At 39.2% G+C, this 22,737-nt stretch carries 16 protein-coding genes; 10 read left to right on the top strand and 6 right to left on the bottom strand.

Features of this window, described 5'->3' with window-relative positions; all coding sequences use genetic code 11:
* Positions 1-94: 94 nt before the first annotated feature.
* Positions 95-1,009, top strand: coding sequence for an MDR efflux pump AcrAB transcriptional activator RobA (gene robA, locus BTA34_RS01655; RefSeq protein WP_151434240.1), 915 nt, complete (start codon positions 95-97; stop codon positions 1,007-1,009).
* Between the two features lie 43 nt (positions 1,010-1,052).
* On the opposite strand, the gene gpmB is transcribed toward robA, so the two are convergent.
* On the bottom strand, positions 1,053-1,700 hold the full coding sequence (gene gpmB, locus BTA34_RS01650; protein ID WP_151434239.1) for a 2,3-diphosphoglycerate-dependent phosphoglycerate mutase GpmB: 648 nt from the start codon (positions 1,698-1,700) through the stop codon (positions 1,053-1,055).
* Positions 1,701-1,752: 52 nt separating this feature from the next.
* Here gpmB and yjjX point away from each other — a divergent pair, with 52 nt between their 5' ends.
* Entirely contained in the window at positions 1,753-2,289 is a 537-nt protein-coding gene (gene yjjX / locus BTA34_RS01645) for an inosine/xanthosine triphosphatase (protein ID WP_023580954.1), read from the top strand.
* A gap of 137 nt (positions 2,290-2,426) precedes the next feature.
* Here yjjX and trpR read toward each other — a convergent pair whose 3' ends face one another.
* The gene (trpR, locus tag BTA34_RS01640; protein WP_151434238.1) at positions 2,427-2,738 is read right to left on the bottom strand and encodes a trp operon repressor; all 312 of its coding nucleotides are present in this window, start codon (positions 2,736-2,738) and stop codon (positions 2,427-2,429) included.
* A gap of 101 nt (positions 2,739-2,839) precedes the next feature.
* Complete coding sequence (sltY, locus tag BTA34_RS01635; protein WP_151434237.1) at positions 2,840-4,759, bottom strand: murein transglycosylase; 1,920 nt, start codon at positions 4,757-4,759, stop codon at positions 2,840-2,842.
* A gap of 342 nt (positions 4,760-5,101) precedes the next feature.
* On the opposite strand from sltY, the gene ettA reads away from it, so the two are divergent.
* Positions 5,102-6,769 (top strand): energy-dependent translational throttle protein EttA, encoded by a 1,668-nt coding sequence (gene ettA, locus BTA34_RS01630; protein WP_151434236.1) that lies wholly within the window; start codon positions 5,102-5,104, stop codon positions 6,767-6,769.
* A gap of 182 nt (positions 6,770-6,951) precedes the next feature.
* The gene (locus tag BTA34_RS01625) at positions 6,952-7,905 is read left to right on the top strand and encodes a type II toxin-antitoxin system PemK/MazF family toxin (RefSeq protein ID WP_151434235.1); all 954 of its coding nucleotides are present in this window, start codon (positions 6,952-6,954) and stop codon (positions 7,903-7,905) included.
* A 207-nt stretch (positions 7,906-8,112) separates the two neighbouring features.
* Here BTA34_RS01625 and BTA34_RS01620 read toward each other — a convergent pair whose 3' ends face one another.
* Positions 8,113-8,910, bottom strand: a complete 798-nt coding sequence (locus BTA34_RS01620) for an energy transducer TonB (protein ID WP_151434234.1) — start codon at positions 8,908-8,910, stop codon at positions 8,113-8,115.
* A gap of 171 nt (positions 8,911-9,081) precedes the next feature.
* Between BTA34_RS01620 and BTA34_RS01615 the strand changes: the two genes are divergently transcribed.
* From BTA34_RS01615 to BTA34_RS01595, 5 genes are all read left to right on the top strand, one after another.
* Complete coding sequence (locus tag BTA34_RS01615; protein WP_151434233.1) at positions 9,082-9,630, top strand: RNA polymerase sigma factor; 549 nt, start codon at positions 9,082-9,084, stop codon at positions 9,628-9,630.
* A complete protein-coding gene (locus BTA34_RS01610) occupies positions 9,620-10,648 on the top strand; it encodes a FecR family protein (protein WP_265576148.1) in 1,029 nt (342 codons plus the stop codon). The genes BTA34_RS01615 and BTA34_RS01610 overlap by 11 nt, the downstream gene beginning before the upstream one ends.
* A gap of 103 nt (positions 10,649-10,751) precedes the next feature.
* A complete protein-coding gene (locus BTA34_RS01605; protein WP_151434232.1) occupies positions 10,752-13,499 on the top strand; it encodes a TonB-dependent receptor in 2,748 nt (915 codons plus the stop codon).
* Positions 13,500-13,562: 63 nt separating this feature from the next.
* The gene (locus tag BTA34_RS01600) at positions 13,563-15,272 is read left to right on the top strand and encodes an ABC transporter ATP-binding protein/permease (protein ID WP_151434231.1); all 1,710 of its coding nucleotides are present in this window, start codon (positions 13,563-13,565) and stop codon (positions 15,270-15,272) included.
* Positions 15,262-18,060: a M16 family metallopeptidase gene (locus BTA34_RS01595; RefSeq protein WP_151434230.1), complete on the top strand. Its 2,799-nt coding sequence runs from the start codon at positions 15,262-15,264 to the stop codon at positions 18,058-18,060. The genes BTA34_RS01600 and BTA34_RS01595 overlap by 11 nt, the downstream gene beginning before the upstream one ends.
* A gap of 139 nt (positions 18,061-18,199) precedes the next feature.
* On the opposite strand, the gene BTA34_RS01590 is transcribed toward BTA34_RS01595, so the two are convergent.
* A complete protein-coding gene (locus BTA34_RS01590; RefSeq protein ID WP_151434229.1) occupies positions 18,200-18,616 on the bottom strand; it encodes a DoxX family protein in 417 nt (138 codons plus the stop codon).
* A gap of 270 nt (positions 18,617-18,886) precedes the next feature.
* Here BTA34_RS01590 and BTA34_RS01585 point away from each other — a divergent pair, with 270 nt between their 5' ends.
* Positions 18,887-20,905, top strand: a complete 2,019-nt coding sequence (locus BTA34_RS01585; RefSeq protein WP_151434228.1) for an NADPH-dependent 2,4-dienoyl-CoA reductase — start codon at positions 18,887-18,889, stop codon at positions 20,903-20,905.
* A gap of 106 nt (positions 20,906-21,011) precedes the next feature.
* Here the strand turns inward: BTA34_RS01585 and sstT are convergent, their stop codons facing one another.
* Entirely contained in the window at positions 21,012-22,265 is a 1,254-nt protein-coding gene (sstT, locus tag BTA34_RS01580; protein ID WP_151434227.1) for a serine/threonine transporter SstT, read from the bottom strand.
* Positions 22,266-22,737 lie beyond the last annotated feature (472 nt).

The following is a 22,737-nucleotide window of genomic DNA, read 5'->3' as shown; positions in this document are numbered from 1 at the left end:
ATTCTACGATTGTTTAACAATATAACTTGTTATAGATGTTCAGGCTCTTTACCATCTACGGCAATAAACAAACGAATATGATTAAGGGAGATGTATGGATCAAACCAACATCATACGTGATTTGCTCGCTTGGCTTGATAGTAACCTAGACAAGCCATTATCCCTCGATAATGTCGCAACCAAAGCGGGTTACTCCAAGTGGCATCTACAACGCATGTTTAAAGAAGTTACAGGACAAGCGATTGGTTCTTATATTCGTTCAAGGCGTCTATCCCGTGCAGCCGTTGCATTACGTTTAACGAGCCGCCCTATTTTAGACATTGCTTTGCAATATCGTTTTGATTCTCAACAGACTTTTACCCGCGCTTTTAAAAAGCAATTTGATAGAACACCCGCACTTTATCGTCGTACTGATGAATGGTGCGCGGTAGGCATTTGTCCACCAATTACCTTAGATCCTCAAAATTTACCTAAATGGGAATTTGTAACACTATCTGAGAAAAAATTAATTGGTATTGAGCAAACTTGTAGCCACACCCTTGAGCAATGGGCCGAAGCCTGCTCTAACATGCGCCAAACCTTCTGGCGCTACTACATGAGCAAGATAAGCGCTGTCCCTCATCAAGTTTATGGGCTTCACCACGCACAACATAGCGATGAACATGAAGACGAACAACGTGTGCTTTACACCACTGCTGTTGAACCAGATTATGCAACGTTTATCGATGATGATGCAGCAAATGAAGTCTCTCTTGCTGGCGGTGATTACATTCGGTTTGATTTTGAAGGTGAGGCAAAACGCGGTGCAATGCAGGAGTTTTTATTCCTAATTTATGGCGTCTGCTTACCTAATATGGGATTAACGCGCCGTAAAGGCTATGACGTTGAAAAATATTATCTTAAAAATGTGCGTTACAGTAATGAGATGGTAACGGAGCCACAAGATCATATCGAACGTTTTGAATATTACATTCCAATTAAACGCGAACACGAAGGTGTAACTGCATAAGAAAAAGCTCTCTTTGTCGTATGAAAAAGAGAGCTTTTATTTTTTAGCGCTGGACTTCATCTAGTGCAATATCAGTAAGATGACTCACATCACCCGCGGTTTCAATCACCCAGCCATTAGCAAGCCAAGGGCTATTTTGATAATCAACGCGAGAAATAGAGCAATTGCGCAGTCTTAAACGGCGTTCTGCATATGCAGGCAATCCTAATACCGTGCTCAGTAAGCACCCTAAAGCAATACCATGACTGACTAATAGTGGACGGCTATTTTCGGGTAAATCAAGGCATTGATTTAGCGCAGCCTGCATACGACTTGCTAATTCTGCCATTGATTCTCCTTGGGGAATTCGTCCATCAGGTGTACCATCAATCAAACTCTTGCGCCAAGCCTCTTCTTGTGTCTTTAATGTTGCGATCTCTCGCTGTTCAAGAACGCCCATATTAAGTTCACGTAAACGTGGGTCAGTTATCACTTCACAGCCACAAGCTTGTGCAATGATTTCTGCCGTTTGACGAGTACGGCCAAGATCGCTTGAGATAATGTGGGTAATGCCTGCTGATTTTACTTTTTCAGCAACTTGCTGTGCTTGACGCACACCATTCGCTGTTAGTGGGCTATCAGATTGCCCTTGAATACGTCGCGCCACGTTCCATTCAGTTTCACCGTGGCGAACAAGATAGACCTGTAACATACATTTTTTCCGTTATACTGCTCTAATTTTTTCAAAGGATGATTAATTCATTATGTATCATGTCATTGCAGCCACTACGAATCCAGCAAAAATCAACGCGATAAAACTCGCCTTTGAGCAAGTATTCGGTAAAGATACCTTTGATATTGAAGATATTAATGTCGATAGCCGTGTTCCACAGCAACCTATCGGAAATACAGAAACGAGAACTGGCGCACGTCAACGTGTGATGGCAGCTCGCCAAGTTCGCCCTGAAGCTGATTTTTGGGTTGGCGTCGAAGCCGGTATCGAAGATGATATGACCTTTGCTTGGATTGTTGTCGAACATGGTCAAATTCGTGGAGAATCACGCTCAGCAAGCCTTATGCTACCAGAACAGATCTTAAAAGGGATCCGTGAAGGCCGGGAGCTTGGCGATGAAATGGCTTTCTTAACAAAAATTGACAACATCAAACAGCGCGGCGGTGCGATTGGTTATTTTACTGATGGTCTACTCAGTCGTACTTCTGTGTATCAACAAGCATTAGTGCTGGCATTAGTACCTGTCACTCATGATATCTATAAAGAACTCAATCAAAAAGAAGATTAATAATTAATCTGATGCGTTTTTTTAGATAAATCAGCTTCTAGATAAGTCTGCTGTTAGATAAAAAGAAACAAAAAAAGCCATTTAATCAAACAATTAAATGGCTTTTTATTATTCTAGTTTAGTGAGTAACAACGCGACTATTTTTTCGTCATTAGTTCTTTTTCAAGCCATAATTTCACATCATGTGGCGCTGTTTTTAAACTATTAGAGCCTCTAGTGATGGTGGCAATACCAACGCCTAACTCTTCTTTTAACTCACGCTGACTTAAATCCCCTCGCATTAGCTCTTGCACAATGCGAACTCGAGTTGCCAAAGCACTACGTTCATCAGGTGTCATTAAAAGTTGTAAAATAGGAAATTGCACATTTTGCTCAAAAGCATGTTGTAATAACTCAACAAATCTTAGCCAGTGCTCATTCTCTTCAGGTGATAATGCAGGATCTTGCATCGTGGGAACCTCTTTTTGCCACACTCATTAACTAGTACATAATATAACATACTTTACTAATGTACAAAGAGGCTCCAACAATAAATCCGCGTTATTATCTCTTAATACTGACTATTCCACTCATTTTCAGTCAGTACTGGCTGCTGTTCGCCCGCAAAATAGCTATAGAAAACAGCAAAAGAGAGTACATTTTTGACATAACCACGAGTTTCAGCAAAAGGAATACTTTCAACAAACGCAATCGCGTCTAATTGACCATTTGCATCAGATAACCAACGGTCAACACGCGCAGGTCCCGCATTATACGCAGCACTTGCCAAAATACGGTTTTGGTTAAAACGTTGATAGACAGAATCAAGATAAGCGGTACCAATCTCAATATTCTTCACAGGATTTGTCAATTGTGCACTACTTGTATATCCCGTAATACCTGCTTGTTTTACCGTAAACTCTGCTGTTTTTGGCATAACCTGCATTAAACCTGTTGCACCCGCTGAAGAGCGAGCTTGGGGGTTCCACGCACTTTCTTGACGAGCAATCGCCATCGCATAATTGCGGTCTATTGATTTATCTTTCGTATATTGCTCAAACTCATTTTTCCAAGCAAGAGGGAAGCGTTCTTCTAGATGATCCCACATTTTCCCAGTGATCGTGGCTTGTACTGCTAAATCAGCCCATTTTTGCTCGTATGCATAACGCGCTAATTCAGACTGTATTTGCGCTGGCTGTGAAGCGACATAGTTTGCCCACTCTGATCGCGCTAAGTTATCCATCTGCCAATACATTAACTCACGAACACGCTGTATTTCTGGCTGATTAGGGATGTTTGATGAAACACTAGGGGCTTTATCTATCACCATCACATAAGGCTTACCTAATTTGGCAGCCGCAACCATTGGGTAAAAACCACGATTTTGTGTTAGCGCTTCTAAAATAGCTTGTGCTTCACTGTTTTTACCTTGTGATTGCAATACCATTGCTCGCCAATAACGCCACTCTTCCTTATTTTTGCTTTCAGGAGAGAGTCTTTCTAACCACAATGCCAATTCAGCGGGTTGATTTTGGCTTAATGCTAGGCGTACACGACGCTCACGCAATGTATCTGATGCTGTATCTTGAATAACGCTATCACGCCATTTTACCTGCTCAGGTGTGGCATAAGGCATATATTGCCATGCCACTGTATCACGCATTAACTGGCGTTCACTCGCCGTCATTTTTTGCGCATGCGCGATATTATCAATCTGCGCTCTTGCTGCATCAGCGTCTTTTCTTGCCCAACGTGAAAATGCAGATTGTATGATGGCGCGAGTAAAATCTGTTGGTGAAAGCGTAGTTGCATAGCGCCCAACTAAGTTTGGATAGTCTTGTAATTCAACCAAGGCATCACTAATGGTTTGATAATTCTCAGGGAGACGTCGAGCCAAGTAAGCAGCAAGCGCCGTATTACCGTTTTTAATTGCTAAATTAATTCGCTCTAATACTAATTCTGGTGTTAATTGATTCGCTTTTTGCCATTCATCAAAAAGAGGATCGCAACTTGATGGCATCGAAGTGCCATTTAACCATGCTTCTTTAGCCCCTACCCATGCTGTCTGGATATCACCGGTTGCCCATTTTGCATAATAGTAATTACATCTTGCTGCTTTAGGATTCGGTGGATTTGGACTAAAAGTCAGTAAATTTTGCCACTCTTGACGTTTTGCCAATTCATTCACAAACAATGAAGGAAGTGCTTTTGCTGGCGGTAATGTTGGATATTTAGCAACAAACTCAGTGACTACAGCAGGCGCAATGACATCAAGATTGTCCGTAATTTGACGGTATTCCAAATAGGGATAAAGTGGGTAACTTTGCAATGTGGGGAGTAATTTTTCTACTTCATCTGTTTTTTTAAGATCCCACGCTGCTTTAATTTCTTGATAACGACCACGTTGCTCACTGAGTGAGTCTGCTTGTGTCCATGTAGAAAAACACAATGCCCCTATTGCTACGGCTAATGACCATGTTTGCTTCACCACGTTATTTCTCCCACCTCAAATAGAACCACCAAAGAGTGAATACATTAGCTAATATGATAATCATTAACAATGTAAGTTCCCCTCTTTAAGAGAAATTTTCTTTACTTTCAGAGGAAGTACGAAAGGTGGATAAAAACCTCTCTTTTGACTAAGGTTTTCTTTTATAAATCGGGTATACTGGCGACTTTCATCATTTTCGGGTCTTTGGCAAAATACTGGCATTGACTTTGCTATTGTTCATTTTGGTGCCATAAACACGCGGCTTAATCACAAAAAATTTGTTTTTAGCGCAAAAAGTGGCACTTCAGATAAAATCTCTTTTATAATCAAAGGGTAATTATAGTGGCTCAATACGTTTATAGTATGTTGCGTGTCGGGAAAATTGTCCCACCTAAGCGACATATCCTTAAAAACATTTCACTCAGCTTCTTCCCGGGCGCGAAAATTGGTGTGCTTGGTCTTAATGGTGCCGGTAAATCAACATTACTACGCATCATGGCAGGTATTGATACTGATATCGAAGGTGAAGCACGTCCACAACCAGGTATTAAAATTGGTTACTTACCACAAGAACCAAAATTAAACCCAGAACATACAGTACGTGAAGCCGTTGAAGAAGCCGTTAGCGAACTGAAAAACGCATTAAACCGCCTTGATGAAGTTTATGCGGCTTATGCCGATCCTGATGCTGATTTCGATAAATTAGCAAAAGAACAAGGTCAGTTAGAAGCGATTATTCAATCTCATGATGGTCATAACCTTGAAAATCAATTAGAGCGCGCAGCAGAAGCACTGCGTTTACCTGAATGGGACGCTAAAATTGAAAAACTTTCAGGGGGTGAACGCCGCCGTGTTGCTATCTGTCGTCTTCTGTTAGAAAAACCAGATATGCTGTTATTAGATGAACCCACTAACCACTTAGATGCAGAATCTGTGGCTTGGTTAGAGCGCTTCTTACATGATTATGAAGGTACTGTTGTGGCGATCACCCACGACCGTTACTTCCTTGATAACGTTGCGGGTTGGATCTTAGAACTTGACCGTGGTGAAGGTATTCCATGGGAAGGTAACTACTCTTCATGGTTAGAGCAAAAAGATGCACGTCTTGAGCAAGAAGCGGCAACCGAAGCGGCTCGCCATAAATCTATTCAAAAAGAACTTGAGTGGATCCGTCAAAATCCTAAAGGTCGTCAAGCAAAAGGCAAGGCACGTCTTGCTCGTTTTGAAGAGCTTAACAGCGTTGATTATCAAAAGCGTAATGAAACCAGTGAACTCTTTATTCCACCTGGACCACGTTTAGGCGATAAAGTGTTAGAAATTAATAATCTAACAAAATCTTATGGTGATCGCGTTCTGATTGATGATTTAAGCTTCTCTATTCCTAAAGGGGCGATTGTCGGTATTATCGGTCCTAACGGTGCAGGTAAATCAACGCTATTTCGTATGATCTCAGGTCAAGAACAACCCGATTCAGGCACCTTAACACTAGGTGATACTGTTAAACTAGCATCGGTTGATCAGTTCCGAGACAGCATGGACGACAGTAAAACTGTTTGGGAAGAAGTTTCAGGTGGCCAAGACATTATGCGTATTGGTAACTTTGAAATTCCAAGCCGTGCTTATGTTGGTCGCTTTAACTTTAAAGGCGTTGACCAAGGTAAACGTGTTGGCGAACTTTCTGGTGGTGAGCGCGGTCGTTTGCACTTGGCGAAACTGCTACAAGTTGGCGGTAACATGTTATTGCTCGATGAACCAACCAACGACCTCGACGTTGAAACTTTACGTGCGTTAGAAAATGCCCTGTTAGAGTTTCCTGGTTGTGCAATGGTTATCTCGCATGACCGTTGGTTCCTTGACCGTATTGCCACTCATATCATTGATTATCAAGATGAAGGTAAAGTGGAATTCTTCGAAGGTAACTTTACTGAATACGAAGAATACAAAAAACGTACATTAGGCAACGACGCTATTCAGCCTCGTCGTATGAAGTACAAACGTATGGCCAAATAATTAAAATTATTTTTCTTACGACCAAAAATAAAAGCAGAGATTATTCTCTGCTTTTTTATATTTAATTAGCTTGAAATTTAATAAATATATTTAAAGTTTAAAATAGAAAAAATAAAATCTCATTAATCTAAAATAATCCCGAAAACAAAGATATACTTCACCATTACTTAACGGATTATATTATGATAAGAATTAATTATTTTGAATTTTATAATTATCAATCTGAAATATTATTAGGTCATGTTATTCTAAATGGTATAAATGAAATCATCACTCCACTATTTAGAGATAATATTGATAAAGAAAATTTCTATCCTGTTTTTATCACAAAATCATTTATAGGTAGAAAAGAACACCGATGGGAAATAAAAAGTTCAAAAATTCAAACTCTATCTGAGAATAATATTCTTATAAATATTTGGCTATCTCCAAGAAATGTTTCAGATGATATTTACTTATCTCAAACATTAAAAAATAAAAATTATAAAAGTGCTAAATCAATATTATATCTTGGTAAAATTATTATTGTTGAATTTGGGCATATCTTCTCATGTGTTACTTTGGATGCGGGTATAAAAACAAATAAACGCTATCCTGATAATATTCAACAGGGTGAAATGCATAAGAGAAGACCTGCGATTGTAGTAAAAGCTGATGACAGAGGGGTTAAAGTCATTCCACTCACATCAAAAAAGCCTCATGACTTAGCCGTTAATGCCTCTATTTTTAAATTATCAGATGAATCAATAAAAAACATTGGTGATCTTGCTAAAAAAGAAACTTATGCTTTATGTGATATGATCCAAACTGTTTGTGTTACGCGAATACTTCCTCCTTTATTTAAATTAAAAGGATACAATCAATATTATAGAAATGAGGATTATCGAGGTTCACTTTGTCGTGGAGATAAAAAATTATTAGATAAAGGGCTACTATCATCAATATCAAAAAATAAATTATATACAGAAATTGAAGAATTAAGAAAAACAAATAAAAATTTAGAATCAGAGTTATATTCTTTAAAAAATGACTTATTGATATTAAAAGAAATGTATATGTATACTCATGAAAGCAATGCATTATATATTGATGAGGTTGATGATGAGATTTCATCATACAAAAACTCTATTAGATAATTATATTGCTGTCATATTTTCACTATGATACTCTTATTTCGTTGGTGGGGATAAAAGAGGCGGCAATCTTCCCCGCGACGCTGAAAAATTGCGATGCCGACGAACACAAAGATTAAAACTAAAAAACCACCTTACGGTGGTTTTTTAGTTTCTGTTTCTTTAAATTATTTATTTTAATAGTTAGTTTAATATGTAATAAATAATAACTTAACTTTCTTGCCTATAATCAAATGTTAAAGGCGCAGTAAATGAAATACGACCATCAACTAAGCGATAGCTTTCAGGTGCTGGAAATGGCGAAGCACGTTTAACTGTATTTAACGCTTCTCTATCAAGAATGCGATTACCTGATGATGTTTCCACTTTCGCATCTAATAATTCCCCTTTAGCATTTAACACAATAGAAATTTGTGTCACTCCTGTCGCTTTAAAACGTATTGCTGTACGTGGGTAACGTTTATACATTTCAATATGACTATGTACTAAACTTTCCCAGCCCATTTGTCCACTCACCGACGAAGAGGATAAGCTATTAAATTGCGCACTGCTGGCCGTATTAGCACCAGAAACTGGCGCACTTGTCACTTCCGATGGTGCTTCAGAGACAGGAAGATCATCAGGCACTTTTACTGCCACAGGTTTCGGCTTCACTACGGGTTTGACTTTTGGCTTTTCGGGAATACGTTCATAAGTACCGTGTTCAACAACGGGCATTTTAGGTAAATCTAATACTTCTTTGACTGGCTCTGGTTCTGTTTCTGCGGGTTCAGGAACAGACATCACTTTTTCAGGGCCGATAGGAACATCTTTTGTTTCTACCTGAGCCAGTTGATAAATACCAATATCCATTGTCATCGCGGGTGGTAAAACGCCATAGCGCTCATCTTTAGATGTTATCCAACCAATAGCGACAACGACTAATGTTGCATGAAATAAAATACTGGCGGCAAATCCACCAATAGAAAATGACCTACGGCGTGAAAAAGTCGCCGACATACTACTCATAATTCTTGCCTCTGATTTTCTTTCTGATGAATTATAGGCATAATATAAACACAAATGATATTGCTTATTATTAATAATACAATAAAAAATTAGCTTGATAATTATCATAACTTGTTCGCATAAGAAGCAGTAAGAGCTTATTATTTCACTCTTTTTTAGACACCAGAGATTATGGCTAGCGATAAATCATTGGCACAAAAAATTAGTTGTGCCTATCAATCAACCTATGGACAACTTGTGCGTTTTTTCCACAAACGTACGGGTAATTACCATGATGCAGATGATTTGTCTCAAGATGTGTTTACACTATGGCTAAACAGAAAAGAACAAACACCTGTGCAAGAACAGCGTGCTTTTCTGTTTAAAATAGCGAACCACGTTTTGATTGACCATTGGAGAAAAAATCAAAAGCAAAAAGATATCTATCAGGATGATTGTGAATTAGATGACGCTGCTCAAAGTTATACCACGGAGCTTGATCCGGGATATGTTCTTGAGCATCAACAGCGTTTAGATCTACTTAGCGAAGCAATTGAAACATTACCTCCACGCCGTCGAGAAGCATTTATTCTTTATCGTTTTGATGGACTATCACAAAGCGAAATTGCAGAGCAAATGGAAATCTCAATCAGCATGGTGGAAAAGCATATTGCGGCTGCCCTATTACATTGCAAAAGATATGTCGATGCAGGAAAGGAGAAATGCACGAATGATGAGTAAGCCGGAAAAAAATATACCGGAAACGAGACCTCACATAGATGAGGACGCAGACTCCTTTTTTTTGGAGACTGATGATGAATTACTCCATGGTTCGACTGATGAGCAAGCCGCCCTTTGGTTCACCCGGCAACACAGCCAAAGGATGAGTCCTAAACAACGTCAAGCATTTAAAGTATGGATAGAAAATGATGTAAACCGGCAAGCGTATCAAGATATTGCGGGTATCTGGCGTCAATGCGATGCATTACCACGACCAACAATAGCCACAATTGAAAAGAAAAAACGCGCACCTTGGCGACCAGTGCTCCACACCACAGCAACTCTTTGTTTACTCACCGTTTTATATCTTCCTTATAGTCATTTACCTGCATTACTGATGGATAATATGACGCTTGCAACCAGCGACTTACCGAAAGAAATGACCTTAGCTGATGGCTCTAAAGTTTATTTAGACAGAAACACACAGGTAAGAGTGGCTTATGTGCAAGAAGAAAGACGATTATGGCTAGATAAAGGACAAGCTTACTTCAAAGTAAAATCAAATCCGTATCGCCCTTTTTATGTTCATGCTGATAGCCGATTAATTAAAGTGGTTGGTACTGAATTTGAAGTCAGTCGTTATGATAACAATCAAATTAACGTTGCTGTACATCAAGGGATTGTCGAAGTAAAAGCCACACCAAAATCTTCTCCAGCCTATTTGTATGCTGGCTCTCAAGCCACCAGCAAGTTAACCAGTGATAGTTTTGTTATCTCTTCGGTCAATGTTGATTCCGTGGGAAGTTGGCGTTTTGGTCAACTGCATTTCTTTGAGCGCCCATTGAATGAGGTGATAACCAAACTCAAACCTTATCTTGATATCAATATTCAAATTTCCTCTCCTGAAATTGCCAAAATGAAAGTCTCAGGGATCGCGAATATAAACGATGCCAAAGACTTTATTACCGCAATTCCACTTATATTGCCGGTTAATGTTGTTTTTACCGATAAAAATAATGCGTTAATTATCAATAAGTAAAAATAAATATGAAAAATATTCTTTTTTACAGGTGAGGATAATTCTCATTTCACCCTCTTCCCTAGTAACAACAATTATTAAGTTAGTGAATGGGATTGGTGAAATGAAAATGAATAACAAAAAAGAGGCTCTTAAGAGGTCTCTGCTAGCGTTGCTAATAAGTACCACTATTGCCGCACCTTGCGCTTATGCATCTACAGTTTCTGTGGCGTTACCAGAACAGTCTTTAGCTGATTCATTAAGTGCCATTGCAAAACAAGGGCAAGTACAAATTTTATTTGATGCAAATTCGGTTAAAAACCTACGTGCTCCAGCACTTTCAGGTCAATTTGAAACCCAAACCGCATTACAAAAAGTCTTAATTGGCAGTGGATTAGAAATTATTCCACAAGGAAGTGGATTTGTTATTCGACCTCTAGCAACGGCTAACAAGATTGTTATTCCTGAAGTTAGAGTCACAGGTGTCGGTAATGCTTATCATCCAGCTACCGATGTCGTTTCTGCACCGCAATACATCACCGCAGAAGAGATAAAACAGCGTAATACAGGTGATGGAAACGTTACTGACTTACTAAAAAGTAACCCTGCTGTTCAATTTTCCAATAACGACAGCACCTCAATGAATCAGGGTGAAATTAAACCTTCTCGTATTTCTATTCACGGCTCTAGTAGTTATCAAAACTCTTACAAGCTTGATGGTGTAAGTTTTAACAATGACTTTGACCCTGCAAAATCAGATTTAGGTGAAACCAACACACGCATTAGTAGTGACGAACAAGGGATGTACCTTGATAGTCGCCTAATTGATAGCGTAGCCGTTTACGATAACAATATTCCTGTGGAATTTGGCGGATTTACGGGTGGCACCGTTGAAGTACAAAGCCGTCGTTGGTCTGGTGAAACACACGCCAACGCCTATTATCGTACAACTCGTTCAAGCTGGAACAATATTTTCACTGATCCAAAACTAAATTTTGATACTGCAAATAATGATTTCAGTAATCCAGCCCGATTCCAGAAAAAATACGATAAACAAAACTTTGGTGGTTGGTTTGAAACAAGCTTAACAGACAATACTGGGCTTATTTTCTCTGCATCTCGTCGTGAATCAACGATCCCAATGATGATTAGCTCTGAAGGCGGAGTGATCCGTCATCCTGATGGTGAACTGGAACAAGTTGAGCAAACACCTCATTATAAAGATCAAACCCGTACCTCAGATAACTATTTTATTAAATATTCTTGGGATATTTCAGAAAAGCAAACTTTTGATTTATCAAGTAATATTGCCAGATATAAAAGCTATTTATTCTCCGGCTCTGTCTATAACTCAGGTTATGACAACGAACATAATGGTTTAAGTTTTACCGCACTTTATAAACATCAGCTTGATCTTGGTTCATTAGAATTAACGGCAGGTTATCAAAATCTGGAAGATAAACGTTCTAACGATCAAGACGAATTTGTGACCATCAAGGACTACACCGATTGGAAAAATCCACAGCAGATAAGTAGTGGTGGTCAAGGTGATTTGAAGAGCAAACAAGAAACCTATAACGCCAAAAGTATTATGCGATTTAATCCTGTTGAATGGGGTGCTGTAAGCCATCAGCCAACCACAGGATTTGAGATCAGCCGTACTAAAGGCTCTTATATTCGCGATAAAACCTACTACAACTATACCTATACTGGCTCCACTTGGGATGATCAGTGGATGGGTTCATTAGAGCAAACAACACGTTTCCTTGCCGGTACACATGATGCTTCGTATACAAACTATTCGATTTATCTTGATGATAATATCCAATATAAACGTTTAACGTTGCGCCCGGGTATTCGATTAGATCGTGATGATTTTGTTCAAAAGAATAATATCGCTCCTCGTTTAAGCGGAACTTATGATATTTGGGGCACTGGTAATACTTTAATTATTGGTGGTGTAAACCGTTACTACGGTCGTTCCATGCTGACTTATGCGCTTTATGGCGCACAGAATGCGGGCTTACAGCACTGCTATTACTCTTGTGATAACGACAATCCGAATGATTGGGAAAATCGTACTGACTTTGAAGGCGTCGATTCGCTAAAAACACCTTATAACGATGAAATTACTTTAGGTTTACAACAAGAAATCGCATCCACGACATGGCGTTTACAATATGTTCATCGTGAAGGTCGTGACGAAGTGCGTAGTGATACCAAATATCCAAATGACAAAGATAAAATAAGAATTCGTCAATTTAATAACAATGGACGCAGTACTCACGATACCGTAACGCTTTCTGTGAAAAATAGTCAGCCGTGGGAATTAGCGCAAGCTGACCATGTTTTTAATGCTTCTATTAGCTGGCAACAAAGCAAAACGAATACACCTAAAGATTCTGGCTATGCCAACTTCGATCCTAGTGTACAAGGGATGAACTACGACAAAGTGTGGTATGACGGAAAAATCATCAATGCAAAAGACTTACCTTCTGGCAACTTTAACTCGCCATTAAAAGTCACGGCTGAACTCACTAGTGTTTGGGATGATTTAGATCTGACTTGGTATAACCGCCTTCAATGGAATGGCGCTCGTTCACAAGCAGAAAAAGCCAATAATGGTTCCCCAAAACCAAGTGAATATGGTCCATTATTTGAATACAAAAAACGTAATTACAGTAGCCGTTTTACTTGGGATACCAAACTGGGTTGGAAACCTGAATTTGCTTATGGTGTAGGTATTTCTGTTGAAGTAAATAACGTCCTTAACACTAAAAATGTGTCTGACTACTTTACTTACCAAGATAAAGATTACAAATCGTATGAACCAGGTCGTCAGTTCTGGTTACAAGTCAGCTACGACTATTAATAAATTGACGAAGTTAATGTGAGCAACCAAGTCGATACACAATAAAAATATGACCAATAAGCAATGAAAACAATAAAACAATTTTTCTATTTAGTTTCACCTTTTTGGGGGCGGCGTGCCGCCCTTTACTGCTGGTTTCTATTGATTATTTCGTTAACCTTAACCCTGTCATCGGTTTGGTTTAACGTCAAAATGAATGAATGGAATGGCAGTTTCTATAACGCATTACAACAACTTGACGGACAAGCGCTATACAAACTCCTTCAACAATTTGTCATTATTATTGCAGGGTTAATCACTGTCGTGGTCATGGGCGATTTTTTACGCCAAAAAATGGTTATTCGCTGGCGAGAAGGCATGACAGAGCAAGTCCTCGACCGCTGGTTATCGAAAAACAGTAAACACTATATGCTAAGACTGACTTCTCAAGAGCCTGATAACCCGGATCAGCGTATTGCAGAAGATATTCGTTTACTGATCGAATCAACCATGCGTTTAACGGTGACATTTTTACACTCGTTACTCACACTTATCTCTTTTGCCACCATTCTTTGGTCGCTGTCTGGCGCTATCTCTTTCACCTTAGGTGGTAGCGAGTGGACAATTCCCGGCTATATGTTCTGGGCTTGTATTATCTATACCATTATTGGGATCACCATTACGCAGTTTATTGGTTCGCCATTGCGTAAAATTAATATGGATAAACAACGCAAAGAAGCTGATTACCGTACTGCGCTTATCACTCGCAAACAACATGGCGATGCGATTGCAGGTCAACGTGGTGAAATGAGTGATCGTAATGAATTAATGGGGCGCTTTTTAGGGGTTATTCGTAACTGGAATAATCTTATCCGCTACGAAAGAAATTTGGCTTTCTTCACTGTGGGTTATCAACAAGCGACTGCAATGGCACCCATTATTTTTGCCCTACCTAAATTCCTTGCTGGCGAGTTAATGCTAGGGGGATTAATGCAATTAAGACAAGCATTCTCTAGTGTTGCAGGCGCATTAAGCTGGTTTATTTTCTCTTATAAAGAGATTGCCGCATGGCAAGCAACAGTAACCCGTCTCTATAATTTCGTGGTGCTTTTAGAGCATGATCATGAGTCAGAAGTCGCTGATTTAAATGATAAGCAGACTAAATTAAAAGCTAATCTTTCTCTATTTATGCAAGATGATAGCCTGTTAATCCAAGATATTAACTTCTCGGTAAAAGCGGGTGAATTAACCGTTATCGAAGGCTGTTCTGGTTTAGGTAAATCAACATTGCTTAGAGCATTAAGTGGACATTGGCCTTATTTCAAAGGTGAAATTCAACGCTCGCCAAATGTGTGTTGGATCCCACAACGTATGTATCTGCCTTTTGCGCGTTTAGATAGTTTGCTCGCTTATCCTTGTCAGCCTAATCAATTCTCCACTAAAGAGTACGAAGAAGCGCTTCATTTGGTGGGCTTAGACAAAATAAAAAATCAACTTTCACTCGAAACTGATTGGACAACACGCCTATCAGGTGGTGAGCAACAACGTCTTATTTTTGCCCGTTTATTACTCAATAAACCTGAACTTATTTTATTAGATGAAACCACATCAGCCCTTGATGAGCAAAATGCGTTAAACATGTTGACGTTGCTAAAACAACATCTGCCAACCGCGGGGATTGCCTTAGTCAGCCACCAGCGCTTTACACATGTGATTGCAGATAATGTGCTTTCATTAAAAGCCCCTACCGTATCCTCCTCTCAACCTGTTGGAGCTACCGAATATGTATCGTAACTTACTGATTGTTTCAGTCAGCCTTTCACTTTTAGGATGTGCTGCAAGCACCCCTAATCAAAATGACAAAAATACGCTACTACTGCGTCCTGATGTTCGCCATTTTACGCTAGATAATGGGTTAGACGTCTACTTACTGCAACGTCAACAAACCGGCGTTGAAATGCGTCTATTAGTGAAAAGCGGTTCTGTACAAGAAGATGAAAAGCAACTTGGTTTTTCACACTTTACAGAACATATGGCGTTTAAAGGTACAACTCATTTTCCGGGTACAACGGGCTTTAAACAACTTGAAAGCCTAGGTATGAAATTAGGTAGTCACGTAAATGCCGCAACAAGTTTAAATGCGACAACGTATAAACTGTCACTCCCAAATGCAAACCCCATCCAAATTAAAACAGGGCTAAAAATCTTATCAGACTGGGCATTTGAAATGACATTTGACCCTATTGAATTTGATAAAGAGCGCCCGGTTATTGTTGAAGAATGGCGTTTGCGCCAAGGTATTGGTTTTCGTATTAATCGCCAGTTAGAAGAGTTACGTTATTACGGTAGTCGTTACCTTAATCGTGACCCTATTGGCGATCTCGACATCGTTAAACACGGCGATGTGAAAGATGCGAAACGTTATTATGATACTTGGTATCAACCAGAAAGAATGGCTTTAGTGCTGGTGGGTAACTTTAATCAAGGCGATGCTATCGCGGATATTAAACAACTATTTAACGCTAAAAATAGCGAGAACAAAGGGATTGACGATCCATCTTGGCACAATTTTATCGATCATAAAGATTTACTCGTTAAAACGATTTTCGATAAAGAGCAAGGCTCGCGTATTTTGCAATTTACCTTGCAACGGACTTTGCCTGCCCCTTTAAATAGCCGCCAAGGTCAATATGAAGACCTAATGGATTCATTATGGCTATCGATTTTAAATCAACGCTTCTCAACTATCGTCGATAATGGCTTGATTGCGTCTATTAGCGCTAATGCGCAAGGTGCAATGTTAGACTCTCGTCGCTCACAACAATTGATGATTGCGCACCCTAAAGGGAATGACTACCAAGGCGCATTAGATATCTTATTGACTGAAGTTCAGCGTTTAGCGTCTGTTCCTGTGACTCAAGAAGAGCTAGATAATGCACGTAACGCCTTGTTAAAACGTTTAAGTCAACAAGCTGCGGGCGAAGAACGTTACGAGCACGATTATTTAGCCAACCAAATCACGACAGCCATTGAATTGGATATGCCAATTCAAACAAAAAAACAGGCATTAAATTTAAGCTATCAACTCATCAATAAAGTGACGCCTGAAACGCTTGAACACTATTTTGCGCAATACCTAAAACAAGCATCACCACGCGTTGCTGTGATTGGCCCTGATAATGATGCTAATTTGTTTAATGCCACTAAAGCCACACAACGCTGGCAAGAAATTAGACAATCAAACCCAGGCGCATTTACGTTAAAAACGCAAGCTGTTGTATTAGATGTCAAACCTGAACTCACAGGTTCAGTTGTTTCAACACAATCACTTCCCATTGAAAAAACACAACAGTGGACACTGAGCAATAACGTAAAAGTGATTGTGAAAAATGACAGTTATCTCAAAGATAATATTCAAGTTTCACTGCGTATTCCGGGTGGTTCATCCCTTGAAACCAATCAAAGCTTAGGCATGGTGCAATGGGCATTAAAATTACCTGAAGCCAGTGGATATGGTCATTATAATGCGCGTGAATTGGCGTTATTTACCAAGCAACACCAAATTAATTTACGCCCTTATAGCGAACTGTTATTCCACGGTTTCCGTGGTGAAGCACCGATTGATGAATTGGAAACTTTACTCACGTTAATGCACTTAAAAATCACGTCACCGCAATTTAATGGCGAGAAATTAGAGCAACAAAAACAAGCGATGGCATTAGGGATCTCAAAAACACCGGTTGAACGCACCTTCTTAGATAATATCAATAAAGAAAGCTATCAAAATGGCGATCGTTTAGTGATTTCGCCTCAAGGTGCTTGGAGACAATTTACTGCCCAACAATTACAACAAACCAACCAAATGATCTTAGGGCAACCGGCTGATATGACCTTAGTTATCAGTGGTCCTATCAATCTAAATCAAGTTAAACCTCTTGTTGAACGTTGGATTGCGAGTCTGCCAACGCGTTCAGAGCAACGCTTATTTTGGGCAGATCCCGCTATTAATCCTAAACTTACCTCGTTTAGTAAAACATACCCTATTGCAAGTAGCGATAAGAGCATGATTAGCATTCAATATGCGGCACCGGCTCAATGGTCACAGCAGCAAGTATTAGCGCTGAATTTACTTGATACGGTGATCAGTCAACGCTTAAGGCTCAATCTGCGTGAACGTGCCGGGGGCATTTACTCTCTTGGTTTTTCTGAAATGTTAACGAAAGTCCCGACAAGCTACTATACCGGCCGTTTAAACTTTACGGCATCACCTGAGCGTGCAGACGAATTAATTACTCTTGCTCGTAAAGTCGTGAATGAAGTTAAACAGTCAGGCATTACAGATAAAGAGTTACAAGAGGCTAAAAATATCTGGCTAACTGAAAATTCACAGGTAAATGACAGTGCAAGCTATTGGACGGATGCTCTGGCTCAAGTTGCAACTGATGACCAACAGTACCAGCGTTTACTTACTGATCCTGCCATTATAAAAACATTAAGTGTTAACGATATAAACCAAGTAGCTCGTCAATGGTTAGGTGAGAATGAAAAGGTCTTTAAGTTAACGCCACCGAATCAAAAATAAACATGACTTTATTTTATAAACGATAATTAACTACGTTATCGAAAACAAAACGCCCAGTTTAAGATAAAACTGGGCGTTTATTCATCAATTTTAATCAAGTTATAACATCAACATTCAAATTCATTGATTATTAAATTTATTAATCTTTTTTAACAGCAAAACGACCACTGCCTAAAAACATAACAGCAATCGCGGCAAATAGATAAAAGCCCGCACTTTCTGGCGCCCATCCCCCTGTTTTAGGGTTTAATGCAAATAGATCACCAGAATGAACCATCAATACAGCAACAAACATTGTACCCGCTAAAACAAGTGCTGACGCACGAGTAAATAAACCGATAATCAGTAAAATAGGGGCAACCACTTCCCCAATCACTGTACCGTAGGCAATAAAGGTAGGTAGATTAACATTAGCTAACATCCCCTGAATACCCGCTAATCCGCCCGGTTCCATTTTATGAAGCCCATGTAATAACATTAAAACCCCAAGAGAAACACGTAATACCAATTTACCTAAGTCAGAACAGTCAACAAGTTGATTAAATTTATTAATCATAACGTCTCCAAATTCAAAATAGTGATGTGTGTTTTTAATACGTATTAATAGGTACACTACATTATATGATGAAATATTATGAATGAGTGTGATTTTTATTATCACTATTTGTTCTCATTAACTAATCACTTAGATTATTATTGCTTTATCGCCCTCTACTCACCTTTTCCATGATTAAGATCACAACTTATTAACATAATAAACTCTTAATCACTCACTTCTCGTTATGCTAATAGATATCTCATCTGACCAGTATAAAAAGGGTATCCGATGGCACATTATTCTCATCTATTTTCGCCTCTTGATTTAGGGTTTACCACACTTAAAAACCGTATTCTTATGGGATCGATGCATACTGGGCTTGAAGAAAATCCAAATGACGCCCCAAAACTTGCACAGTTTTATGCCCAAAGAGCCGCGGCAGGTGTTGCATTAATAGTGACTGGCGGGATCTCTCCCAATAAACAAGGAGTGTTATTGCCACATGCCGCAACCTTGATGTCTGAAAGCCAACTAGCCACTCATCAACTTGTTATTGATGCGGTTCATCAGCAAGGAGGTAAAATTGCATTACAGATATTGCATACCGGTCGTTATAGCTACCAACCTAATTTAGTTGCACCTTCAGCCATTCAATCGCCAATCACCCCGTTTATGCCAAAAGCCATGAGCCATGAACAAATCGAACAAACCATCAATGATTACATTCATTGCGCTCAATTGGCACAAAAAGCAGGCTATGATGGTGTAGAAATTATGGGATCTGAAGGCTATTTAATTAATCAGTTTTTAGTCAGCCATACTAATCAACGAGACGATCAATGGGGTGGAAATATTGAAAATCGTTGTCGTTTTGCGTTACGTATTCTTGAAGGCATAAAAAAAGCCGTCGGTGAGCAGTTTATTATTATTTACCGTCTTTCTATGTTGGATTTAATTAAAGATGGCTCAGATGCATCAGAGGTACTTTACCTTGCCAAAGCCGTTGAAAAAGCCGGTGCTACCATGATCAACACGGGGATCGGCTGGCACGAAGCACGAATTCCAACGATAGCCACCATGGTACCAAGAGGTCAATTTTCAAATGTAACACGCGAATTAATGGGAAAAGTGAATATTCCACTGATTACATCCAACCGAATTAACACACCACAAACCGCAGAAGCTATTTTAGCTGAAGGCTGTGCTGATATGGTCTCAATGGCTCGTCCTTTTCTTGCTGATCCTGAGTTTGTACTTAAAGCACAGCAGGGACGTGAAGACGAAATAAATACTTGCATCGCTTGCAATCAGGCATGCCTTGATGAAATATTTTCGGGGCAAACTGCCTCTTGTTTAGTTAATCCTTTTGCTTGTCGAGAAACAGAACTTCTAGTTATTCCCACTCTACAGCCTAAAAAATTAGCGGTTGTCGGAGCGGGTCCTGCGGGTTTGTCTTTTGCTGTTATGGCAGCGAAACGAGGTCATCATGTTACGTTGTTTGAAAAAGAAGATGTTATTGGTGGACAACTGAACATTGCCAGCCAAATTCCGGGGAAAGAAGAATTTCAAGAGACATTACGCTACTTTAAACGACAGCTACAACTCACTGGTGTGATTGTTAAAAATAATACCGAAGCCACCCCTGAACATCTTGAAAACTTTGATGAAGTCATTTTAGCGAGTGGCGTTAAACCTCATATTCCTGAGATTGAAGGGCTTGATGCTCCCATTGTAAAATCTTATCTCGACGTTCTTAAACACCACCAACCCGTAGGTAAAAATGTTGTCATCATGGGGAGTGGCGGAATTGGCTTTGATGCAAGCCTTTATCTTACGCAAAAAGGGCAATGTAGTAGCCTAAGCCCTTGCGCCTTTAATAAAGAATGGGGTATTGATCCCACACTTTCTTATCGTGGTGGCATAAAGCCCGCGAATCACCTTAGAGACGATACTAAACACATTGTTATGACACAGCGTAAAGCTGGGAAAATAGGCTTAAGCCTAGGTAAAACAACGGGTTGGATACATCGTTTAACGCTAGAGAAAAAAGGCGTTAAATTTTTAACCCATTGCAACTACCAAAGGATCACACCTGAAGGTCTCGTTATTGAACAGGATGGGAAACAACAACTTATTCCTGCTGATAATATTATATTGTGTACAGGGCAACGCGCTTATCACCCATTGCTTATGCCTTTAGAAAAAGAAAATAAAACGGTTCATCTTATTGGTGGAGCAAAAGATGCCAGTGCATTAGATGCAAAACGCGCTATTAGGCAAGGCACAGAACTCGCCCTAGAAATTTAATCAATTAAGGTTAGCAAGGCAAAAAGAAACCCCACATAAATGTGGGGTTCTATTTTTTTATTAATTATTATTTTTACAGCTCTTCCTGTTTTACTACTTACCCTTTTTACCCATTATTTTTTTCAGTTAATGGATTATCTGAAATACGATTATCTTCAGCAATACAGACGGTTGCAGTAAAGAGAACATCCGTTGATGAGTTCAGAGCCGTCTCTGCTGAATCTTGTAACACACCAATCATCACGCCCACAGCAACCACTTGCATAGCGATATCATTGTTAATACCAAACATGCTACAAGCCAGCGGAATTAACAATAATGAACCACCCGCAACACCTGATGCACCACACGCACAAATTGCGGCAACAAGGCTTAGCAATAACGCAGTTGGAATATCGACTGGCATACCCAATGTATTTACTGCGGCTAATGTCAAAATAGTGATAGTAATTGCCGCACCACCCATATTGATGGTCGCACCTAATGGAATTGAAACAGAATAAGTATCTTCGTCTAAATTCATACGACGACACATTGCCATATTCACAGGAATATTTGCTGCGGAGCTACGTGTAAAGAAGGCAGTTACACCACTTTCACGCAGACATGCCCATACTAATGGATATGGATTACTGCGAATTTTCCAAAATACAATCAGTGGGTTCACAACTAAAGCAACAAACAACATACAGCCAATCAATACAACAAGAACTTGTAAGTAGCCCGCTAAGACCTCAAAGCCTGTTGTTGCAATAGTTGATGACACTAAACCAAAAATACCGATAGGAGCTAAACGAATAACAACACGTACTAAATTTGTTACTGCGTCAGCTAAATCTTGCGTTAAGGCTTTAGTGGTATCACTTGCATGACGTAATGCTAAGCCAAGCCCGATAGACCACGCTAGAATGCCCATATAGTTACCATTGATAAGCGCATCAACAGGGTTTGCGACCACATTAATTAATACGCCTTTAAGAACTTCAGCAATATTTTCAGGTGGTGACAATTGTGATTCATTAACAACCAGTGTTAAAACTGATGGGAACATAAAGCTGGCAACAACTGCGGTTAATGCAGCAAAGAACGTTGCTAACAGATATAGAATTAATACAGGGCGAATGTTCGATTTTTGCCCTTGACGGTGATTAGCAATCGAAGCCATAACCAGTACCCATACTAAGATAGGTGCTACAGCTTTCAGTGCGCTAATAAACAGGGTGCCTAATAGACTCATCATCTTGGCAGCTTCTGGCGCTAACCAAGCAAGTAAAATCCCTGCAACTAAACCAACGAGTATTTGTTTGACGAGGCTTCCCTTAAAGAACAGGCCGAAGACTCTGGATTGTTGTTTATCCATAGCTATTCCATTACTTAAAATAATATTTAAAAAAGGCATTCTTGAGCGTTTGCAATGCCAGTATAAGGAATTGAATCGCGCTGAAAAGCTGATTATGCAAAATATACAGCATTAACCGTTTTTGTTAACAATAAAATAACACAACTGTGATCATAAGAGGATTTTGTTCTTTTTAATATACCAATATAGAATGAAAGAAATTATTATTATCAGTGAGTTATACTTAACCATCTTACTTATTTTTTATTTTGTTTCTCTTCTTTTGCATTTTATTAATCAACTGACTGTCTTTTTTATTAACATTATCACTAACAATTATCCTTTCTAACCTTCCTTAATTTGGATAAAAAACACACAAAAAAGATGAGCGATATAAACAAGATAACGTTTTATTTTTATCAATTAATATTAAAAATTTATCTTTTATGAATGCTATAAAATAGAGAGCGACTCTCAGTATTATTCATCTTAT

The organism is Proteus sp. CD3 (assembly GCF_008808075.1).
GTDB classification, from domain to species: Bacteria; Pseudomonadota; Gammaproteobacteria; order Enterobacterales; family Enterobacteriaceae; genus Proteus; species Proteus appendicitidis.
Note: the sequence above shows the minus strand (reverse complement) of the source record. Positions and strands in the feature narration are given on the sequence as shown.